Source organism: Roseovarius sp. (assembly GCF_965228755.1).
Taxonomy (GTDB): domain Bacteria; phylum Pseudomonadota; class Alphaproteobacteria; order Rhodobacterales; family Rhodobacteraceae; genus Roseovarius.
Map to the genome: position 1 here is coordinate 637490 of NZ_CBDDIG010000005.1, position 21011 is coordinate 658500.

Below are 21011 nucleotides of genomic sequence, written 5' to 3' on the forward strand. Positions count from 1 at the left end.
GTAGTGGAAATCCGGTGGGCTTCAAGGTATTGTGGATGTCTCCACAAATCAGGAAGCGCCGCGCATGACCCGTTTCGCCGCCCCCATCGCCGAGTCCATCTGGGACATGAAATACCGCCTCAAGGACGGCGACGGCACCGTGCGCGACCGCACGGTCGAGGATACCTGGCGCCGCGTCGCCCGCGCCCTGGCCCAGAACGAGGCCGAGCCGGAGGCGTGGGAAGACCCGTTCTTCCACGCGCTCGAGGATTTCCGCTTCCTCCCCGCCGGCCGCATCACCGCCGGCGCCGGCACCGCGCGGCAGGTGACGCTCTTCAACTGCTTCGTCATGGGCACCATCCCCGACAACCTCGACGGCATCTTCAACGCCCTGCGCGAGGCCGCGCTCACCATGCAGCAGGGCGGCGGGATCGGCTACGACTTCTCCACCATCCGCCCCCGCGGCGCCGAGGTGAAGGGCGTCGCCGCCGATGCCAGCGGGCCTTTGTCCTTCATGGATGTCTGGGACGCCATGTGCCGCACCATCATGTCCGCCGGCTCCCGCCGCGGCGCGATGATGGCCACCATGCGCTGCGACCACCCCGATATCGAGGATTTCGTCTCCGCCAAGGCCGACGCCTCGCGCCTGCGCATGTTCAACCTCTCGGTGCTGGTAACCGATGCCTTCATGGAAGCGGTCAAGGCCGACGGCCCGTGGGAGCTGACGTTCGGCGGCAAGGTCTATCACACCATCCAGGCCCGCGACCTGTGGAACCGGATCATGCAGGCCACCTATGACTTCGCCGAACCGGGCGTGATCTTCATCGACCGCATCAACCAGGCCAACAACCTCGCCTATTGCGAGACGATCTCGGCCACCAACCCCTGTGGCGAACAGCCCCTGCCGCCCTACGGTGCCTGCCTGCTGGGCTCGATCAACCTGGCCCGGCTTGTACGCGAACCCTTTGAAAACACGGCACATGTCGATGAGGCAGAACTCGACACCCTCGTCGCCACCGCCATCCGCATGATGGATGACGTGGTCGACGTCTCGAACTTCCCGCTGGAACAGCAGCGGCAGGAAGCCCAGGCCAAGCGCCGCATCGGCCTGGGCGTCACCGGCCTCGCCGACGCGCTGCTGATGAAAGGCCTGCGCTACGGCTCCGAGGAGGCCGCGGAACAGACCGAACGCTGGATGCACCGCATCGCCCGCGCCGCCTATCTCGCCTCGGTGGAACTTGCGAAAGAGAAGGGCGCCTTCCCCCTCTTCGACGCCGACGCCTTCCTCGCCAGCGGCACAATGCAGGCGATGGACGAGGACGTGCGCGCCGCCGTGGCCGAGCACGGCATCCGCAACGCGCTGCTGACCTCCGTCGCCCCCACCGGCACGATCAGCCTTTACGCCGGCAACGTCTCGTCGGGGATCGAGCCGGTCTTCGCCTATTCCTACACCCGCAAGGTGCTGCAGAAGGACGGCTCCCGCACCGAGGAGGAGGTCGAGGATTACGCCGTGCAGATGTGGCGCGAGAAGTTCGGCGATGCCGACCTGCCCGACCATTTCGTCAACGCCCAGATGCTCGCCCCCGAGGATCACGTGCGCATGCAGGCCGCGGCCCAGAAATGGGTGGATTCCTCGATTTCCAAGACCATCAACGTGCCCGAGGATATCGGCTTCGAAGCGTTCAAGAACGTCTACATGCAGGCCTACGAGACCGGCTGCAAGGGCTGCACCACCTACCGCCCGAACGACGTGACCGGCTCGGTCCTGAGCGTCAGCGAGAAAAGTTCAACGACGGGTGACGTCGGGAACAGGATTGTCGAATTGGCCAAGAAGAACGGACTGAGCCTGCGGGCGCTGTCCGTGAAGGCGGGCCTCGGACCAAACTACGTGCAGCAGCTCGTGAAGAACGAGAAATCGCCCTCGGTCGACAACGTTGCCAAGATTGCACAGGCTTTGGATGTCACTGCGGCGACAATCCTCGGTGATCAAGCGCCTGAAGTCTTGGCATCTTCTGATGCCGAACCGCTTCAGCCCCATGGCGACGTGGTCTACATGTCCGAGCCGCTCGACCGCCCGGCGGAGCTCGACGGCGCGACCTACAAGTTGAAATGGCCCGACAGCAACCACGCGATCTATGTCACCGTGAACGACGTGGTCCTGAACGGCCACCGCCGCCCGTTCGAGGTGTTCATCAACTCCAAGAACATGGAGCATTTCGCCTGGACCGTGGCGCTCACCCGGATGATCTCGGCGGTGTTCCGGCGCGGCGGCGACGTGTCCTTCGTGGTCGAGGAACTGAAAGCCGTCTTCGACCCGCGCGGCGGGGCCTGGATGAACGGCAAGTACATCCCCTCGATCCTCGCCGCCATCGGCGGCGTGCTGGAACGCCACATGATCCAGATCGGTTTTCTCGAGGGCGAGGGGCTGGGCCTCAAGGCCGACCCCACGGCCGAGGTCGTCAACCTGCCGGGCAAACGCGGCCCCGCCTGCCCGGCCTGCGGGCAGTACGACATGCGGATGGTCGAAGGCTGCATGACCTGCGTCAATTGCGGCCATTCGAAATGCGGATGAAGGCATAGCCGTTCACGTCGGCGGCATCGGAACATGCGGTACATTGCGTAAACCGGCGGAATGGTTCACCCTAGGGCCTGCCTGTGTTGCAGGCCCGGTGGCGTTTCAGAAGGGGCTCGCCCTTGAATACCGAAAAGATCGCATTGGCAGGCGAACTTGCCCTCGGCCTACTCGAGAAGGCCGAATGCGAACGGGTGCGCCGGGATTTGGAAGGTGATGCCGAACTGCGGGACGCCTACCGCTTCTGGACAGAGCGCTTCACCAGCTTCTACGAGGCCGAGGACATGGCCGGGGTGGCCCCGCCGCCGCGCGTTCTGGGCAATATCGAACACGCCCTGTTCGGAGAGGAAGCCCGCCCCCTCTCGGTGCGGCTGTGGAACGCCCTGAGCGCGACGGAAAACCGGGGGCTGGTCGTCACCCTGGCCGTGGCAAAGGCGGCCCTGCTGCTCTGGATACTCTACCTGTTCCTCTGACGGCTCAGCCCGCGGCGGGCACCGTCCGGCCGTCCATGATGCGCCCGATATAGGGCACGATCAGCAGCGTGGCGGCGACCGTCGCACACAGGCCAACCGTCAGGATCCCGACATGCGCCTCGAACCCGTTTGCCAGCGCATAGGCCGCGATGGCCACGATCGGAATATGCAAAAGCGCGGCGCATACGATCTGAACGCGACGCTTCCGGCGGGTTGGGGTCATCTTCGTGCTCCGGGACCATTCTGCATGTCGGTGTATGTCCGACTGTCTCACGTCGGGCGGGGGCGCGCAAGTCTCGGGCGGTGATTGAAAGGCGCTCGGGCGCGCGTCACGGGCAGGATGAACGGGCGAGAATACATTCGGGGCGGAGACCGTGCATTGCCTGCACGGCTGCCGCCCCGAACCACGCGCAGCCATGGGCTGCATCACCATAAAGTCACCTGCTTCGCGCATCCCGCGCGGCCGACAGAGCGGCGTTCCGGTTTACGCTGATGAGTTTTCCCTCATGATCGAAGCCCGCGCGCGGGAACCCTCCAAACAAAAAGCACTCGTCATGGCCGATGCCCAATCTGACCCGAAATGGGAGCAGGAATAGGGCAGGGCGAAGGTCATTGCGTGATGCGGTTTACCGAAATCTGCCGCAAATTATCGTTATGCGTGTATTTCTGCCCCGGCCTCGCCTGTAAAGGCACCGCAGGCTATCGGCGTTTCGCGAGATCCATGACCGTGCGGATCAGGCGCAGATCCCGGCGCTGGGACAGGCAGACGAGCGTCTCGTCCATGTGCAGGCTGGCCCCTTCGATCGACACCACCGTCACCCGGTCATCGGCGCCGAGTTCGGCCTGCGAGACGAACCCCAGCCCGGCGCCCGTCGCCACCAGTTCACGAACCGCTTCGCGCCCCTCGGCGACGATGGCGGGGGTCAGGCGCAGGCCCTGCCGCGCGGCCTCCTCTTCGACCTTGAGGCGGGTCTTGGAGCCGGATTCACGCATCACCAGCGGCAGTTGCAGCAAGTCACTCAGGGGCCGGGACGTGATGCCGGGCGGCAGCATGTCGGACCGCGCGAAGGCAACGATCTCGGCCCCGCCCAACGATATCGATTCGAAGTCCGGACCGGGGGCGATATCTCCCACCACCCCGATTTCGGCCTTGTAGGCGCGCAGGTCTTCGAGGATGGCTTCGGTGTTGCCGCCGCGCAGCGAGATCGTGATCTGCGGATATTTTGCGCGGACCTCGCGCAGCAGGCCGGTCACGTGATGCGCTGCATCGGCGATGACGCGCAGCTCGCCCGCCACGGCGGCACCGGATTGCGACAGGTGCTCGGATATCTGCTCCTCGGCCTCGAAATACGGCCGCGTCAGGCGGAACAGGGCCTCGCCGGCCTCGGTCAAGCGCACCTGCCGCCGGTCGCGGTGAAACAGCAGCGTATCATGATCCTGCTCGAGCTTGCGCACCTGTTCCGAGACGGCGGGCTGGGTCAGGCAGAGCGCCTCGGCGGCGCGGGAAAACCCGCCGAGCAGTGCCACGTGGTGGAAGGCCTTTATCTGGGTATGGCGCATTATAAATTCGGCCTATAGGTTTGTTCCGATCGCCAAATTTACATATACCGGGCCGTCCGGCAAGCAGGAGCGACGTCGGCAGAAGGGTGGCCGTATTCAAGGCCGGCCGCATTCCCGGCCATCGCCTGTATCGACGGCCCGCCCCCCGGCAACCGGACCATTCGGCAGAGGGTGCCGACCGCCTTTTCCCACGCCTTCCGCAATCAGTCCAGTTCACCCTTTTCTGCCCATATTTTGTACCGAAGGCTGGAAAACCTTGCGCAGAATCGGCTCATCTGGACTTATGTATTCTGTGAACTGTCACTTCGCGTTACGGGGAATGGCGGCGACACTCCGCACCATAAAAGCGTTACAATAAGAACCGAGGTTCATCGGGTCAAAGTCCTGAAGGGAGAAGACACATGACAACCAAATCCAACCTCACGCGCCGGTCGGTCTTGCGCGGAGCCACTACGCTGGGCGCCGCGGCGCTGGCCGCACCGCTTTATTCGAAGAGCGCGCTGGCCTCGTCGGGCGAGATCAACATCCTGATGTGGTCCGACTACCTGCCCGAGAAGTTCATCTCCGATTTCGAGGGCGAAACGGGCATCAAGGTGAATTACACCGGCATCGGCTCGAACGAGGAAATCATCAACAAGATGAAGGCCACCAAGGGCCAGGGCTTCGACATCGTCAGCCCCACCAACAACCGTTCGCTTCAGTGGGAGCCGCTGGAACTGTTGCAGCCCTTCGACATGAACAAGGTCAACATCGACGCGGTGAACCCGGCGATGGCCAAGATCGGCACCGACGCCTGGAACTTCGGCGGCGAAGGCGTACACTGGCTGCCGCATATCTGGGGCACCGAGGGCATCGCCTATCGCACCGACCTGTGGCTGCCGAGCGGCGATGCGCCGAGCTACGGCGACGTCTGGTCGGAAGAGAACGCGGGCAAGACCATGGGCCGGGCGCATTCGATGATGCTGGGCGCGGGCCTCTACATGGAAGCCTCGGGCCAGATGGAGCCGGGTTCGGTGTGGTCGGCCTATAACGACGAGGAAACCATGCGGAAGGTCTGGACCCAGATCGCCGACTGGACCATCGAGCGCAAGAACCGCATCAAGCTGATCTGGAACGATGCCGACACCCAGAAGAACGGCCTGCTGAACGAAGGCGTCGTGGTCGGCCAGACCTGGGACGGCCCGCCGCTGGCGCTGAAATCCGCGGGCGAGCCGGTGCACTACCAGGCCCCGGTCGAGGGCGCGATGGCCTGGGTCGACGGCATGTCGGTGCCGGTCGGTGCCCAGAACATGGAGCAGATCTACGCCTTCATCGACTTCGCCTACCAGCAGGAACCTGCGGGCGTCGCCATCGACAGCCACGGCTACAACTCGCCGGTGCTGGGCGCAGACCAGTATTCGGGCGACACCTACAAGAAGAACTTTGCCGAGGCCTATCCGGGCGAAAGCCTGGCCAACCTCAACCCGTGGCCGGCCGAGGCGCCCTGGTACGCCGAGGTGCGCACCGAGTTCGTCAACAAGTTCAAGAGCGCCTGACCCGCGCCTTGCCGAACCCCGGCCCCGTCACGGGGCCGGGGTAATTAGCATGACAGACAAGTGCGCGGCGTCCGGGGATGGGGCGAAACGCGCACGGCAAAGGGGGACAGCGGATGAGTGCAGGGGTCGGTGTCGATCTTGAGAACCTGTGGATCAGGTTCGGCGATTTCGTCGCGGTGCGCGACGCGAACGTGGCCATTGACGGTGGCAATTTCTTTTCGTTCCTCGGGCCGTCGGGCTGTGGAAAAACGACGATCCTGCGGGCTGTGTCGGGGTTCCTCGAGCCGTCGGATGGCCGGGTTCTGATCGGCGGCAAGGACATGAAGGGGATCGGCCCCAACAAGCGGCCGACCGCGCTGATCTTCCAGAACCTCGCGCTGTTCCCGCTGATGAAGGTGTGGGAGAACATCACCTTCTCGCTTGAAATCAAGGGGGCCAGCACGGCCGAGCGACGCAAGCGGGCGGACGAGTTGCTCGACATGATCGCGCTGAAGGGACAGGGCGACAAGCTGCCTTCGGAACTGTCCGGCGGCCAGCGTCAGCGGGTGGCCATCGCCCGCGCGCTCTGTGCCGAGCCGGACGTGCTGCTTCTCGACGAGCCGCTTTCGGCGCTCGACCTCAAGCTGCGCCAGCACATGCGCACCGAACTGCGTGAAATCCAGCAACGTGTCGGCATCACCTTCATCTACATCACCCACGACCAGGGCGAGGCGCTGACCATGTCCGACAAGATCGCGGTGATGAGGGCCGGCGTAATCGACCAGATCGGCACGGGCCGGGCCATCTACAACGATCCGGCCACCGCCTTTGCCGCCTCCTTCGTGGGCGAGAACAACGTGTTCCGCGGCACCATCAAGGAGGTGAAGGGCGACGAGGCGGTGATGTCCACCAACCGGTCGGGCGACCTTCTGGCGACCATATCGACGGCAAACCGCGGCAAGATGAAGGCGGGTGACAAGGCGATGATGTTCATTCGCCCCGAGGCCTTCGCCATTGCCCAGACGGGCGCCAAGGGCAACCATTTCGTCACTGCCAAGGTCACCAACGAAGAGTTCGAGGGCAACGCCTACAACATTTTCATGGAAGGCGAGGGCGGCAAGGAACTGAAGGTCTCGCTGCCCAATGTCGGCCAGTCCTTCCAGAGCCATGTTGGCGCGCCGATGACACTGGAATACGACGTGAGGAACGCGGTCATCGTGCCCCACGGCGAGCTGGCGACGGAATAGGGGGACGTTGGAATGCCCCGTTTCCTGAAGGAGTTCTTCAACCGCAACGGCCTGGGCGTCGGCCTCGTCATGCTGGGGCTGGTGCTGTTCTGGACGATCGGCCTGATCATCCTGCCGCAGCTTTCCATGCTCGACTTCTCGTTCCGGCACAACCTGCCGCCGCCAGCATATGGCGGGCCGAGCGACACCTATACGCTGGAAAACTACCAGTACCTGATCTTCGGCCCGGAAGGCGGCAGCCAGAGCTACAACGCGGTCGACCTGAAGGTATTCTACCGCACGATCATCGCCGCGATCTTCGTGACGATCTTCAACCTGATCCTGTGCTACCCGATCGCCTATTACCTCGGGCAGTCGAAGGGCAACCATATCCGCATCTTCGCGCTGATGCTGATCATCCCCTACTGGATCAACGAGATCCTGCGCGCCTTCGCCCTGCGGATCATCTTCGGCGAGAGCGGCGTGATCAACTCGGTGCTGATGGGGCTGGGCATATTCGACGCGCCCTTCGACTTCATCCGCAACGATATCGCGCTCTATGCGGGGCTGGGCTATGCCTACATCCTGCTGATGATCTTCCCGATCTACAACGTGATCGAAAGCCTTGACCGCAACCAGATCGAGGCGGCCCGCGACATGGGGGCAAGCTGGACCAAGATTCACCGGCGGGTCGTCATTCCCTACGCCAAGCCCGGCATCAGCTCGGGCTGTACCATGGTCTTCATGCTGAGTGCCGGCGCGCTGGCCGCGCCGCAGATCCTTGGCGGACCGTCGAGCCTGTGGTTCACGCAACTGATTTATCAGCAGTTCAACGACAACAATGACTGGCCGCAGGGCGCGGCCTACGCCATCGTCCTGCTGGTGACCTGTATCCTGCTTGTTCTGGCGATCATGCGCCTGTTCAAGGTGAACATGGGGGATATCGGCAAATGAACCTGTCCGCCCTTCGTGTGAGCGTCTGGATCTACCTGGCGATCTTCTTTGCCTACCTGCTGGGGCCGCTGGTGATCATGTCGGTCACGGCGTTCAACTCCTCGATCTTTCCGCGGGCGACGCCGTGGGAATGCCTGACCTTCGACTGGTTCGGCGAGCTTTTCAGGGATGAACGCATCCTCAACGGCATCAAGAACTCGTTCATCATCGGCGCGGGTACGGTGATCCTGTCGGTGGCGATGGGGCTGGCTGGCGCGCTGATGCTGACCCAGGTCTGGCCGAAGCTGCGCGCCACGTATTACACGATCGTCATCGCGCCGATCCTGATCCCCGGCGTGGTTATCGGCATCTCCACGCTGGTCTTCTGGGACCGGATCAACCGTTTCCTCGGCCTCGGCCCCGACAGCTTCCTGTCGAACGGCATCTTCCTGACCGTGATCGGCCAGTCCACCTTCATCGCCAGTTATTGCATGCTGGTTCTGGTGGCCCGCCTGCAGCGTTACGATACCGGCCAGACCGAGGCGGCGCTCGATCTCGGCGCGACGCATGCACAGGCGTTCCGCAAGGTGCTCTTGCCCTTCATGCGCCCGGCCATAGCCTCGGCCGCGGTGCTGGCGTTTCTCGCAAGTTTCGAGAACTACAATACGACGACCTTCACCTTCGGCCAGTATCCGACCCTGACGATCGAACTGGCGCAGAAGGTGCGCTACGGCATCAACCCGTCGATCTCGGCGCTGGCCTTCATCATCGTCGTGCTGACCGTGTTCTTCGCGTTGCTGAACGAGTCGATCATCCGGCGGCGGCAACTGGCCTTTGCGGCGCGTCAGAACCGATCGGTGGGCGAGGTGACGGGCGGCGGCGTGAGGCTGCCCCGGTTCCTGTCGGGCAACCCGGCGGCCATTGTCCTTGTCATCTTCTGCATTGGCGCGATCACCGTGGTGGGCACGGCCACCGCCTACAGCCCCGACGCCTGTATCGCCCGCGTGACCGAAGAAAAGCGCCTCGAGGCCGAGCAACGCATCCAGGAGCTGCGCGAACAGCGCGAAGAGGAGCGGCGCCAGCGGGAAGAGGAACGCCAGCGCAATTTCGACGGCGTGTTCGACCCCGACGAGTTGTCGCCGGGCACGGATTCCCAGGAAGAGGCGGCTCCGGAAAGCGGCAGCGACTCGGGCTTTGGCAACGTCTTCAATCCGGGCAACCTGCAAGGCGGGGAAGAGGACGAGGGGGCCGCGCCAGCCGAAGAGGATGACAGCTCCGGCTTCGGCAACGTGTTCAACCCGGGCAATCTTCAAAGCGAATAGGGCGCAGGATCGCGGGCCCGGCTGTCACAGGCAGTCGGGCCGCCGGGCATCCCCCGCTCTTTCGGGCGAGGTCAACAGGAAAGGGGCGCCCCGAGAGGCGCCCCTTCTTTCACTCGAACCATTGCGCTTGCGCGCTTACTCTTTGATCAGTTCGGGGTTCTCCGCCAGCACCCGGGCTTCGCGCACCTTCAGGGTCGGGCGCACCGGCTCGGAATAGGCCGTGACGTCCTCGCGCAGTTCCGGGAAGAGCTGCAGGATTTCCTCGCGTGCGTCCTCGGCAAAGGCGCCCATACCCACGTGGCCGGGGTGGAAGCTTTCCGACGGGATGCCCTCGGCATAGACCAGCTCGTGACGGTCGAACATCATGTGGTAGTAGTCCACCGTGCCCCCTTCCAGCGGGAAGACCGTCTCGTCGTTGATCAGCGCCTTGGCGGGCACGAGTGCCTCGGGCTTGCCGAACATCAGTTCCACGTGCCAGCCACGCACCAGCATCCGGTGCTGTGGCGAGACGCGCAGATCACGCTCGTTGCCCATTGCGCCCTTGCGGATCACCACCGGGGCAAGGCTTCCCTCGGCCGGAACCGTGGTCGAGCCGATCCAGCGGATTTTCTGGAACCCGTGGTCCATGGTGATCACTTCGTCGCCGGCTTTCAGGTCTTCGATCGGAACCGAACCGCGACGTGTGGCGATCAGCGTGCCCGAAACGAAGCAGGGCACGTTGGTGTTGTCGTAGGTCAGGCTCGACCCGGTGACAGCCCCGCCCGATCCGTCCTGCAGCGTCAGATCGACATCGCCGATCTGGGCGCTATAGTCGGTGCCGCCGATATTGCCGTCGATCCGGCCATCCTCGGCATCCGCCCGCAGCATGTCGATCGCCGAGGTGAAGCTGCCGCCGGCCGCGTTGACATCCGCCAGAGTGGTTTCGTTGTAGAACCCGCTCAGGTCGACGAAGTCGTTGTTCGACTGGTCGCCATCGGTGATCGGACCGGAGTCGCCGACGCCGAAGTCGGTGATCGTGTCGGCACCGTCGCCGCCATTCTCGACGAAGATGTCATTGCCGTCGCCGCCCGACATCTCGTCATCGCCGAGACCGCCGATGAGCGAGTCGTCGTCCTGGCCGCCGACCAGCGTGTCGTTGCCGTCGCCGCCGTCGATGGTGTCTTCGTCGATGCCGCCGTCGAGGTAGTCGTTGCCGTCCTCGCCGTAGATCTCGTCGTTGTCATCCTCGCCATAGACCACGTCGTCGCCCGCGCCGGCATAGATCGTGTCCATGCCGTTGTCGGTCACGAGGTCCGGGCTGGCGCCGCCGGTGTCGTCGTCGGTGATGTTGAGCTGATCCGGGAAGCTCGGGCCGAGGCCGCCGTAGATGGTGTCGTTGCCCTCGCCGGCCTCGACATAGTCCGAACCTTCGCCCAGCGTGATCAGGTCATCGCCGTCGCCGGCATAGACCTCGTCATCGTCGATGCCCGAGTTGATCGTGTCGTTGCCACCGCCCGAAACGATGGTGTCGGCGTCGTCGCCCGTAACGATGTTGTCGTTGCCATCGCCCGTGGTGACCGAGTCACGGTCATCGTTCGGATCGTCATCGGCCGGGAACAGGCCCGGGTAGCCGCGGTCGGGCAGGGCGGCCTGGCCGAGTTCGGAGGACGTGTCGATGGTGTTGTCGCCATCCAGATCCTCGACCACGTCATTGCCGTTTCCGCCGGTGACCGTGTCGTCACCCGCGCCACCGGTTAGCGTGTCGTCGCCGTCGCCGCCAAAGACCGAGTCGGAACCGTCGCCGCCGTCGATGTCATCGTCGCCGTCACCGCCGAAGATCTTGTCATTGCCAGGCACTCCGCTGCCCGACACGTCGAACGCGATGTCGGTGATGTTGATGCCGCTGTTGCCGCCGCCGTCCTGGCTGTGGATCACTTCGAAATAGGCGACCGGGCCCGGAATGCTGACCTTGAACGAGTGTTCGGGGTCGTTGTCGTCGGTGTAGTTGCCATCGTTGCTGTCGGCGAAATTGTTGCCGTCCAGACCATTGGTGCTCGACGTGGTGATGCCCGAGCCTGCGTCCTCGATATAGACCGGGATCTCGTTGCCTTCCGCGTCATAGGCGCGAACTTCGACAAGACCGTCGCCGTCGAGGTCGTTCACGCGGAATTCGACATTCTCGATCGTGCCTTCCTCGGACGTCCAGCGATAGGTGGTGCTGTTGCCGTTCACGTTCGTCACCGACTCGAACGAGGCATCTTCGGCGACCTCGTCGTCGAGACCCGCGGTCAGCTGGTCCTCGGTCTGGTACTGGCTCTGGGAGCCGGCATCGGCGTTCTCGATCGAGAAGGTGATCGATGCGTCGCCGGTGTCCTGGGTGAACTCGCCTGCACTTGCAAGATCGCCGAAGCCAGGCGCTTCCGACCACTGGAAGATCTCGCGGGCGCCGCCGGACGACCCGTCCGGCCCGTCGCCGCGGATGACGTCGTTGCCGCCGGCCCCGTCAATGGTATCGTCGCCGCCATTGCCGTAGATCGTGTCGTCGCCATTGGTGATCTGGTCGCCGCCCTGATCGGTCGGGGCGTTCGAGTCATCGTAACCGAGACCCATGTTCTCGCCGGTGTCTTCACCGTCGACAATGCCGGGATTGTTGGTCGGGGCCATAGTCGTGTTCCTCTTTACTGGGTGGCGGAGCGTTCGAAAACGCGCCGGTACTTGCATCAAGGAAAGTGGTAGCCGCCGGGCAAGGGAAAGACAAACGGATCATTCCGTATATTGAAATCACTCGCGAATTGTGGCGAAATTTGGAAACATTCCGGGCAGAAGCCGCCCAATTGCCTCCGCAGTTTCGACACAATCTCTCTGTCGATGGCGCCCGGATCCGCGTGAAATGAGGCGGATCGCGATGGCCTGATCCGAATCACCCGGCACACGCAAACAGAGCGCGCCCTGCTGGGCGTTCCAGATATAGCCCTGGTACTGGGCCTGGCGATACCGGTCGAGGAACTCGGGCTCGACAGTCACGCCACCCCCGGCTGCCCGCAGGGCGCGGGCGGTCATGCGGGTGACGGCCACCGGGTCGAAATGCGATAGCAGGACCGACGCAAGGTCGCTTTCGAAGAAGTCCACCTCGGTATCCTCGTCGGGGGTGGTGGTTTCAACGATGCGGGCCTCGCCAGCCTGGCTCAACACCGCGATATCGCATTGAATTCTGCGATGTTTCAGCGCCGCGTCCACCGCCGTGGAAACCGTATCGATCCCCGGCGGGCTGAAGAAGGCCCCGCGGAAACTGTCCCGCAGCTCGGCGGTGACGATGACGTGCATCTTGCCGAGCTGGTAGCGGACATAGCCCTGGGCGATCAACGCGTGGATGGCCCGATGCACCGCAGTCCGGCTGAGACCGCTGAGCGAGGTCAGCCGCTGAGGCGAGACCGGGCCATGGTCGAGCACCAGCCCGAGGCAGAGCAGGGCCCGGCCGGCCGATCCCGATACCGCGGCGCCGCGCCCCTCTATGTCGGTTTCGTCAGTCATTCGCGACACAGATTTGCCACATTTCCGCCTTTATGTGGAGCCGGCACGATCATTTCCGGAACGCGAACAACCGGCGCCTGCGACCAGGGAGGACGTGAACCGGTCACCCTGTCGTCACCGGTCCGACGGGCCGCGACATCAAGCCCGGCGGGCGCAGGTCGTCATAGGTACGGTCCGCCAGTGTCTTGGTGCCGATCTGCTCCTTGAGCGCCGACAGGAAGGCCGCCTCGGTCCGGCTCAGCCGGCTGGCAGGGTTGGTGACCACGAAAATGTCGACGGCCGGCGGCTCCTTGTAGGGCGGCAGGCGCCAAAGCGTACCGGTTTCGAGATCCTGCCGGACGACATGGATGGGCAGGGGGCCGATGCCAAGCCCGCAATATATAAGCCGCCGCACCTCTTCCAGGTGTGTGGACCGGCCGACGATGTTGTGGTCGAGGTCGTTGTCGCGGCGAAAGACGGCCACCGGCCGCAACGCGTCATCCATGCTGTCGGTTTCGAACGAAACCCCGGCACAGCCACGCAGATCGCTGATGTCCAGGTCACGCCGCCCGTAAAGCGGGTGGGGCGGGCCGCAGAAAAAACCAAAGTGCTCGCGATAGATTCGCTGGTACTCGAGCTTTGCCAGGCGCCGGTTAAGGAGGCAGATTCCGAAGGGCGCCGTTTTTTCCAGCACACCTCGAAGAACGTTTCGGCTGGTCTCGACGCGCACTTCGAAACTCACGGCGGGATGGGTGCGGTGAAAATCGATCAGCGTCTGGTCAAGGATCGGGGTGACCACGTGGCTTGCCAGCAGGATGTCGACATGGCCGCTGAGGTCTTTCGAGGCCGATCGGGTCAGGTCGGCCAGGCGCGAGACCGATCCGTAGATTTCGGTGCATTCGCGATACAGTTCCCGCCCCGCAGCCGTTAGCCGGAACGCGCCGCCACCCCGTTCTATAAGCCGGCTGCCGATCTGCGTCTCGAGCCGGCCGAGCGCCACGCTGACCGTCGGCTGGCGCCGGAGCAGGCGCGTGGCGGCAGCCGTGATCCCGCCTTCCTCGACAATCACCACGAACGTGCGCAGCAGGTTCCAGTCGAGATTGGTGACGAACTTGTCCGCGTGGTTCAGCGCCCCATCCTTCTCCGCTCGGGCCCGATGCTGCCGGCCCCATAAAACCCGTCTATGCTCTGAATAGGTATTATCAATTTGAGGCATTTTGTCGGGGGCTGCAATAGTTTGGCTCACGAGGCTCGGGAAAAAGAGCCGGGAACCAACGGGAGACAATCCATGACGACTTTCAGACTGCTGACCGCCACCGCGGTCGGCGCCCTTGTGACGGCCGGTGCCGCCATGGCGGCCGACTGCCCCATCAAGATCGGCGGGATCGCCCCGCTTTCCGCCCCCGGCACGGTGGTCGGCGGTGAAGCGATGCGCGAGGCGATGCTGATTGCCGAGGAAGACATCAACGCGGATGGTGGTGTGCTGGGCTGTGACATCGAAGTGGTGATCGGCGATTCCGAGGGCCTGCCCGAGAAGGGCGCCGCACTGATGGAGAAATTCATCACGCAGGATGGCGTCGTGGCCGTGGGCGGCGGCTATCACAGTTCGGTCGGCGTGGCCTCGAAGGACGTGGCGCAGCGCCTCGGGGTGCCGGTGGTCTTTGCCGAGACGTGGAACGACACGATCACCGGCGACAAGCAGAAGTACATCTTCCGCATCGCCCCGCTGAGCTCGTGGGCGTCGGCAACGATCTGGCAGTTCGCGCTGACGGTGCCGGGCGTCGAGAAGGTGGCGATCCTGACCGAGAACACCGATTACGGCATCCCGGCCTCGCAGGAAACGGCCAAGGGGCTGGAAAGCGGCGGCGTGGAAAGCACGACCTTCTCGGTCGATATCGGCACGCAGGACTATGCCGGCATCGTCCAGCGCATCAAGGCCGAGAACCCGGACATGATCATCACGCTGGTGACGGGCGAGGCTGCTTACAACTTCACCCAGCAGGCGGCCGATGCCGGCATCGGGCCGCTCGACCTTCCCTTCGTGACCGGACAGGACGCGCTGGAATCCGGCGCATACTGGCAGAACGTGCCGGACGGGCAGAACGCCTTCGTCCAGCGCATCGGCGTGCCCGAGTCGCAGTTCACCGAAAAGGGCAAGGCCTTCGCCGCCACCTACAAGGAGCGGATGGGCAAGTCGGACGTCGAGAGCTACGCGATGGAAGCCTACGACTCGATCGCCATCATCGCCCAGGCCATCGAGGAGGCAGGCTCGACCGAGGCCGACGCCATCGTGACGGCACTGGAATCGATCGAGCATGACGGAACGCTGGGCAAGATCTACTTCCCCTATGGCACCCAGAAGGATCCGTCGGAAGACGGCAAGGGCGACGAGTGGTGGCACCAGTGGCCCGATCCGGCCCTGACCATGATCCAGTACCAGGAGGAAGGGCAGGACTCGACCAGCGCGGCGATCGTCTACCCGGATGCCTACAAGACCGCCGAGCCGGTCTTCGTGAACGAGTGATCTGCTGATATGTCCGGGCGCCCATGCCGGCGCCCGGACACTCGACAATCCTAAAACAGCCGGGGCAAACCCGGCGTGACACGGGGGACATCGTGGAATTTCCGTTGCTGTTCTGGGGCGTTCTGGCCTGGATGATCTTCTGGGGCGTCGCCGGAAGCATTCTGATCAAGCGCCGCTATCTCGCCCGCGATCTCGACACCTCCAACGCGGCCTTCATCGGCACGATGGCAGGTGCGTCGCTCGGGCCCGTGGGGCTTGCGGCGGTCTGGGCCGCGACACCGCGCACCTCCGTCTACCTGACCACGTCGCTCGCGCTGTTGACCGTGCTGATCATCGCGGTGACCTTCAGCTTCGCCGATCCGGACAACATCTGCGTCGTCTCGGGCGGCTTCGTCGCCAGCCAGTTCGTCAACGGGCTGATCATCGGCATCATCTACGGGTTCATGGCGCTGGGCCTGTCGCTGATCTTCTCGATCCTCGGCGTGGTCAGCTTCGCCCATGGCGAGTTCTACATGATCGGCGGGATGCTCGTTTATTTCATCACCGAGGTCTGGTTTCCCGGGATCAACCCGCTGATGGGGGTGCTCGGCGCCTGCCTCGTGGCCTTCCTGCTGGGCGCGGTCTTCGAGCGGCTGATGCTGACGCCGATGTATCACGGCAAGATCGACCGGCCGATCGAATACGGCATCCTCGTCACCTTCGGCCTGGCCTTCACCCTGCAATACTTCGTTCAGGCCCTCGTCGGCGCCAACCCGGTGAAGGCACAGCGCTTTCTCGAATTCCCGCGCTGGCGCTTCCCGGCCGAGGCCGACCCGATCTGGATCAAGACCAGCCGTGGCAGCATGACGCTGTTCGAGCAGGTCACCATCTCCAGCCCGCGCTTCACGGCGGCGATCACCTGTATCCTCGTGCTGCTGGCGCTGCTGTTCCTCATGCACCGGACATGGACGGGCAAGGCCCTGCGCGCCGTCAGCCAGGACCGTGAAGCCGCGGCCATCACCGGCATCAACCCCAACACCATGAACATGCTGGCCTTCGCGCTTGGCGGGATGATCGCCGCCCTGGCGGGCGCGCTGCTGGTGCAGGCGTTCTCGTGGCTGCCGCAGGTGGGCGCCATCCCGGCGATGCGCTCCTTCGTGATCGTCGTGCTGGGGGGCCTCGGCTCTCTACCCGGCGCCTTCATCGGCGGCATCATGGTGGGGCTGGTCGAGGCGGCGGGCACCGGATGCGTGCCAGATGCGCAGAAGGCCGCCAGCTATATTCCCGCCTACGGGATGATCGTTCTCACGCTCACGCTGCTGCTGCGGCCCACGGGCATGTTCGGCCGCCGCTTCGCCGGCGGCATGCACGGAAAGGGCTAGGGGGTAGAGGCCATGAGAAAACAGATACCCAACCTCGCCGGCGGCGTCTTTCTGATCCTGCTGCTGATCTTTCCGCTGACCTATGGCGCGTCGGATTACGACTACATCATGCATATCCTGATCACCGGCTTCTTCTACGCGATCCTCGCGGCAAGCTGGTCGATGCTTTCGGGATATGCAGGGCAGTTCTCGTTCGGGCACATGGGCTTCATGGCGATCGGGGCTTATACGACGGGGCTCTTCTGCCACTACATCTATCTTTCGCCCGAACCGACGCAGCTATGTGCCGAAATGCCCTTCTTCGGACAATGGCTGGTCGTGGTGAACCCGATCGGGGTGACTTCGACCACGCTGACGCAGGATTGTTTGCGCCAAGCGCTCGATGCCTGGGGCGGCACGGTCGATGTACAGCCGATGCCGGTTCCGCTTGGCATCATCCTCGGCACGCTGATGGGGGCGCTCGCGGGGTTCCTCGTCGGGATGCTGGTGCTGCGGTTGCGGGCGGCTTACCTGGCGCTCTTCACGCTGGGCTTCTCGGAAATCCTCAAGGCCACGATTTCGGCCGAGATCGACATCACGCGGGGCCAGGCGGGGCTGGAACTGCCGCCGCTCTACCCCAACGGCATCAACCTTTTCGGCACCTATTTCGAGCCGACCGACAAGCTGCCGCCCTATTATACCATGCTGGCGCTACTGCTGGCCTGCCTTGCCATTCTCGGATGGCTCGCCCGGTCGAAATTCGGCCTCTTCGTGCGCGCCCTGCGCGAGGATCAGGACGCCGCCGCGGCGCTGGGCGTGAATACCACCCGCTACAAGGTGCTGGTCTTCACCATCACCTGTGCCATGGCCGCCGCAGCGGGCGCGGTGCAGGGGCATTACGTGCAGATCATCACGCCCAACATGCTGTTCCTGCTGCAGATGAGCCTTGTCGTCGCCATGGCGGTGATCGGCGGCATCGAGAATTTCGTCGCCGCCGCCATCGGCGCGATCATCCTGCAGGTGGTGTTGGAACTCTTGCGCAACAGCTTCGTCATTGGCGGGGTCGAGATCGACATGACGATCTGGCGGCTGGTGTTCTTCGGAGTACTTCTGATGATCACGTTGCGGTTCTTCCGCAACGGACTCATCGCCCCGATCATCGGCTATTTCCGCCGCGAGGGCGTGGCCGAGGAAACCGTGGCCAAGCGTGCCTCGACCGTCACCGGCCCGGGCGGCGGACCGCACAGAACGGAGGCACCGGAGTGATACATCTCAAGGTCACCAACCTGCAGAAACGCTTTGGCGGCAACCATGTCCTGAAAGGCGTGAATTTCGAGATCAACGGGCCTGAGCTGATCGGCCTGATCGGCCCCAACGGCGCGGGCAAGACGACGATGACCAACATCCTCGACGGGGCGATCAAGCCCACCAGCGGCACCGTCTACCTGGGCGAGGAACGTATCGACCAGTTGCAGCCCTTCGAGGTGGCCCGCGCCGGGCTTGGCCGCACCTTTCAGGTGACGCGGTCCTTCAGGCGGATGACGGTGCTGGAGAACCTCTACGTGCCGGCGCTCGCCATGGGCAACACGCATGGGCAGGCCGAACTGCGCGACAAGGCGATGGGGGTGCTGGAATTCCTGACCATCGACCACCTGCGCAACGAGTACGCGCAGGCCCTGTCGGGCGGGCAGCAGAAGCTGCTGGAACTGGGGCGCCTCCTGATGCTCAACCCCGACGTCATCATCCTCGACGAGCCCTTTGCCGGCGTTCACCCGCGCCTGATGGAGGTGATCTACGCCTACATCCAGCGCGTCAACGACGAGGGCAAGGCGATCATCATCATCAGCCACCAGATGGACTCGATCTTCTCGCTGTCCCAGCGGCTTCTGGTGCTGAACTTCGGCGACCTCATCGCCGACGGCCCGCCGCAGGAGGTCAAGAACGACCCGGCGGTGATCGAGGCCTATCTCGGCGCCGAGGAAGGCGAGGAGACCCCGGCATGACCGAACCGGCTACCGTTCTGGAAATGAAGAACCTCTCGGTGGGCTACTACCGCGATCTCAACATCCTGTCCGACCTCGACATCAAGGCGCGGCAGGGACAGATTACCACGATCCTCGGCGCCAACGGCGTCGGCAAGTCGACCGCGCTCAAGGCCGCCTTCGGCTTCCTCGCGCCCAACCAGGGCGACATCCTGCTCGGCGGCGAGTCGGTCCTCGGCATCCCGCCACATGAGAAGATCCTGAAGGGCCTAGCCTATATCCCGCAGCAGCCCGGCGTGTTCAAGGACATGACAGTCGAGGAGAATCTCGAACTGGGGGCCTGGACGTTCCGGCGCGACCGCAAGCAGGTGCGCCAGAAGGTCGAGGCGAACTACGACCGCTTCCCGGCGCTGCGCGACAAGCGCAAGCAGGTGACGGGCGAGCTCTCGGGGGGGCAGCAGCGTATGGTCGAGATCGGCCGTACGCTTATGTCGGAACCGAAGATGCTGCTGGTCGACGAGCCCACGGCGGGCCTGTCGAAGATGCTGGCGGAGGAAGTCTACGAGATGCTCACCGACCTGTCGAAGGTCGACAAGCTGACCATCCTCCTGGTCGACCAGGAAATCCGTCACGCGCTCAAGATCGCCGACTATGTGTACGTGCTTGAACTGGGCCGCAACAAGTTCGAAGGTCCGGCCAGCGAGTTCGACGATCTCGAAAAGGCGTTCTGGATAGCGTGAGAGACGACATGGACGGGCAGGGCAGGAGCCACCTATTCTATCAGACCCGGCAACGCCGCCCCCGGCTCAAGAAGGCCGAGGGCGTGTATATCTGGGACGTGGACGGCAAGCGTTATCTCGACGGCTCGTCCGGCGCGATGGTCTGCAATATCGGCCATTCCAACCCGAACGTGCTCGCCGCGATGCGCAAGCAGATGGAGATCGCCACCTTCGGCTATCGGCTGCATTTCGAAACCGAGCCGGGTGAAGCGCTGGCGGCCAAGGTTGCCGGGCTCGCGCCCGACGGGATGGAGCGGGTGTTCTTCGTCTCCGGCGGCTCGGAAGCGGTGGAAAGTGCCATCAAGCTGGCCCGGCAATACAAGCTGGCCGCGGGCGAGCCGCAGCGCTGGAAAGTCATCTCGCGCTACCCGGCCTATCACGGCTGCACGCTTGGTGCGCTCGCGCTGACCGGTTACGCGCCGATGACGGCACCTTTCGACCCGATGATGCGGCAGATGCCGAAAATCCCGGCGCCGCGCGCTTATCTCGACGGGCTCGACCCTGGCGATCCGGAAACCGGACGCCACTATGCCGACATGCTGGAGGAGCGCATCCTGCAGGAAGGCCCGGAAACCGTGCTGGCCTTCATCGTCGAGCCCATCGGCGGCGCCTCCACCGGCTGCCTGATGCCGCCGGAAGGGTACATGAAGCGCATCCGCGAGATATGTGACCGCTACGACGTGCTGCTGATCCATGACGAGGTGATCTCGGGCGGCGGGCGAACCGGTACCTTCTTCGCCGCGGACAACTGGGGCACCGTGCCGGACATCGCCGCGCTCTCCAAGGGGTTCGGCGCCGGTTACATGCCGCTGGGGGCGGTGATCGCACAGGAGGAAATCGTCGAGGCGGTGCTGGGGCAGGGCGGCTTCATCCACGGCTTCACCTATGCCGGCAATCCGCTCGCCTGTGCCGCCGGTCTCGCCGTGATCGAGGAGATCGAACGGCAGGACATGATGGCGAATGCGCTGGATGTGGGCACGCAACTCGGCCATCGCCTGCGTTCGCTGATGAACCGGTACCCGATCATCGGCGACGTGCGCGGCATGGGGATGCTGCAGGCGTTCGAACTGGTCACCGACCGGGCCACCATGGCGCCACTGCCGAAGGAGATGAACGCCTATGACCGGCTGGTCGAGGCGGCCTATGACGAGGGGCTCATCATCTATTCCCGCCGAACCCGGGGCGGGTATTCGGGCGATCACTTCATCGTCGCACCACCGATGATCACCACCGAGGAACAGGTGGATGAGATCATCGTGAAACTCACCCGCGCTCTTGATCGTTTCTGTGAAGAGGCGGGGCTTTGACCATGCGAGCT

General features: G+C 64.0%; 17 protein-coding genes. 12 read left to right on the top strand and 5 right to left on the bottom strand.

The window, feature by feature from the left end:
• The first annotated feature begins 64 nt into the window (after window positions 1–64).
• Window positions 65–2551, top strand: a complete 2487-nt coding sequence (locus ACO07J_RS06495; RefSeq protein ID WP_422027413.1) for an adenosylcobalamin-dependent ribonucleoside-diphosphate reductase — start codon at window positions 65–67, stop codon at window positions 2549–2551.
• Between the two features lie 143 nt (window positions 2552–2694).
• Window positions 2695–3024, top strand: coding sequence for a hypothetical protein (locus tag ACO07J_RS06500; RefSeq protein WP_422027415.1), 330 nt, complete (start codon window positions 2695–2697; stop codon window positions 3022–3024).
• A 4-nt stretch (window positions 3025–3028) separates the two neighbouring features.
• On the opposite strand, the gene ACO07J_RS06505 is transcribed toward ACO07J_RS06500, so the two are convergent.
• Together ACO07J_RS06505 and ACO07J_RS06510 are read right to left on the bottom strand one after the other, a co-directional pair.
• The gene (locus ACO07J_RS06505; protein ID WP_422027417.1) at window positions 3029–3247 is read right to left on the bottom strand and encodes a hypothetical protein; all 219 of its coding nucleotides are present in this window, start codon (window positions 3245–3247) and stop codon (window positions 3029–3031) included.
• 476 nt (window positions 3248–3723) lie between these two features.
• On the bottom strand, window positions 3724–4584 hold the full coding sequence (locus tag ACO07J_RS06510) for a LysR substrate-binding domain-containing protein (protein WP_422027419.1): 861 nt from the start codon (window positions 4582–4584) through the stop codon (window positions 3724–3726).
• Window positions 4585–4985: 401 nt separating this feature from the next.
• On the opposite strand from ACO07J_RS06510, the gene ACO07J_RS06515 reads away from it, so the two are divergent.
• From ACO07J_RS06515 to ACO07J_RS06530, 4 genes are all read left to right on the top strand, one after another.
• Window positions 4986–6119, top strand: coding sequence for an extracellular solute-binding protein (locus ACO07J_RS06515; RefSeq protein WP_422027420.1), 1134 nt, complete (start codon window positions 4986–4988; stop codon window positions 6117–6119).
• 113 nt (window positions 6120–6232) lie between these two features.
• Complete coding sequence (locus ACO07J_RS06520) at window positions 6233–7345, top strand: ABC transporter ATP-binding protein (RefSeq protein WP_422027422.1); 1113 nt, start codon at window positions 6233–6235, stop codon at window positions 7343–7345.
• Between the two features lie 12 nt (window positions 7346–7357).
• The gene (locus ACO07J_RS06525; RefSeq protein ID WP_422027424.1) at window positions 7358–8278 is read left to right on the top strand and encodes an ABC transporter permease; all 921 of its coding nucleotides are present in this window, start codon (window positions 7358–7360) and stop codon (window positions 8276–8278) included.
• The gene (locus ACO07J_RS06530; RefSeq protein ID WP_422027426.1) at window positions 8275–9579 is read left to right on the top strand and encodes an ABC transporter permease; all 1305 of its coding nucleotides are present in this window, start codon (window positions 8275–8277) and stop codon (window positions 9577–9579) included. The genes ACO07J_RS06525 and ACO07J_RS06530 overlap by 4 nt, the downstream gene beginning before the upstream one ends.
• Before the next feature lie 135 nt (window positions 9580–9714).
• Here the strand turns inward: ACO07J_RS06530 and ACO07J_RS06535 are convergent, their stop codons facing one another.
• The 3 genes from ACO07J_RS06535 to ACO07J_RS06545 all read right to left on the bottom strand — a co-directional run bounded on the left by ACO07J_RS06535 (window position 9715) and on the right by ACO07J_RS06545 (window position 14353).
• Complete coding sequence (locus tag ACO07J_RS06535; protein WP_422027428.1) at window positions 9715–12222, bottom strand: Hint domain-containing protein; 2508 nt, start codon at window positions 12220–12222, stop codon at window positions 9715–9717.
• A 117-nt stretch (window positions 12223–12339) separates the two neighbouring features.
• Window positions 12340–13089, bottom strand: a complete 750-nt coding sequence (locus ACO07J_RS06540; protein ID WP_422027430.1) for a MarR family transcriptional regulator — start codon at window positions 13087–13089, stop codon at window positions 12340–12342.
• A 103-nt stretch (window positions 13090–13192) separates the two neighbouring features.
• Window positions 13193–14353, bottom strand: coding sequence for a LysR family transcriptional regulator (locus ACO07J_RS06545; RefSeq protein WP_422027432.1), 1161 nt, complete (start codon window positions 14351–14353; stop codon window positions 13193–13195).
• A gap of 3 nt (window positions 14354–14356) precedes the next feature.
• Here ACO07J_RS06545 and ACO07J_RS06550 point away from each other — a divergent pair, with 3 nt between their 5' ends.
• The 6 genes from ACO07J_RS06550 to ACO07J_RS06575 all read left to right on the top strand — a co-directional run bounded on the left by ACO07J_RS06550 (window position 14357) and on the right by ACO07J_RS06575 (window position 21000).
• Window positions 14357–15592: an ABC transporter substrate-binding protein gene (locus ACO07J_RS06550; protein ID WP_422027434.1), complete on the top strand. Its 1236-nt coding sequence runs from the start codon at window positions 14357–14359 to the stop codon at window positions 15590–15592.
• Window positions 15593–15684: 92 nt separating this feature from the next.
• On the top strand, window positions 15685–16953 hold the full coding sequence (locus ACO07J_RS06555; protein WP_422027436.1) for a branched-chain amino acid ABC transporter permease: 1269 nt from the start codon (window positions 15685–15687) through the stop codon (window positions 16951–16953).
• 12 nt (window positions 16954–16965) lie between these two features.
• A complete protein-coding gene (locus ACO07J_RS06560; protein ID WP_422027438.1) occupies window positions 16966–18198 on the top strand; it encodes a branched-chain amino acid ABC transporter permease in 1233 nt (410 codons plus the stop codon).
• Window positions 18195–18935, top strand: coding sequence for an ABC transporter ATP-binding protein (locus tag ACO07J_RS06565; protein WP_422027441.1), 741 nt, complete (start codon window positions 18195–18197; stop codon window positions 18933–18935). Before ACO07J_RS06560 ends, ACO07J_RS06565 begins: the two co-directional genes overlap by 4 nt.
• A complete protein-coding gene (locus ACO07J_RS06570) occupies window positions 18932–19654 on the top strand; it encodes an ABC transporter ATP-binding protein (protein ID WP_422027443.1) in 723 nt (240 codons plus the stop codon). The genes ACO07J_RS06565 and ACO07J_RS06570 overlap by 4 nt, the downstream gene beginning before the upstream one ends.
• 8 nt (window positions 19655–19662) lie before the next feature.
• Complete coding sequence (locus tag ACO07J_RS06575; RefSeq protein ID WP_422029725.1) at window positions 19663–21000, top strand: aspartate aminotransferase family protein; 1338 nt, start codon at window positions 19663–19665, stop codon at window positions 20998–21000.
• The last annotated feature ends 11 nt before the right edge of the window (window positions 21001–21011 follow it).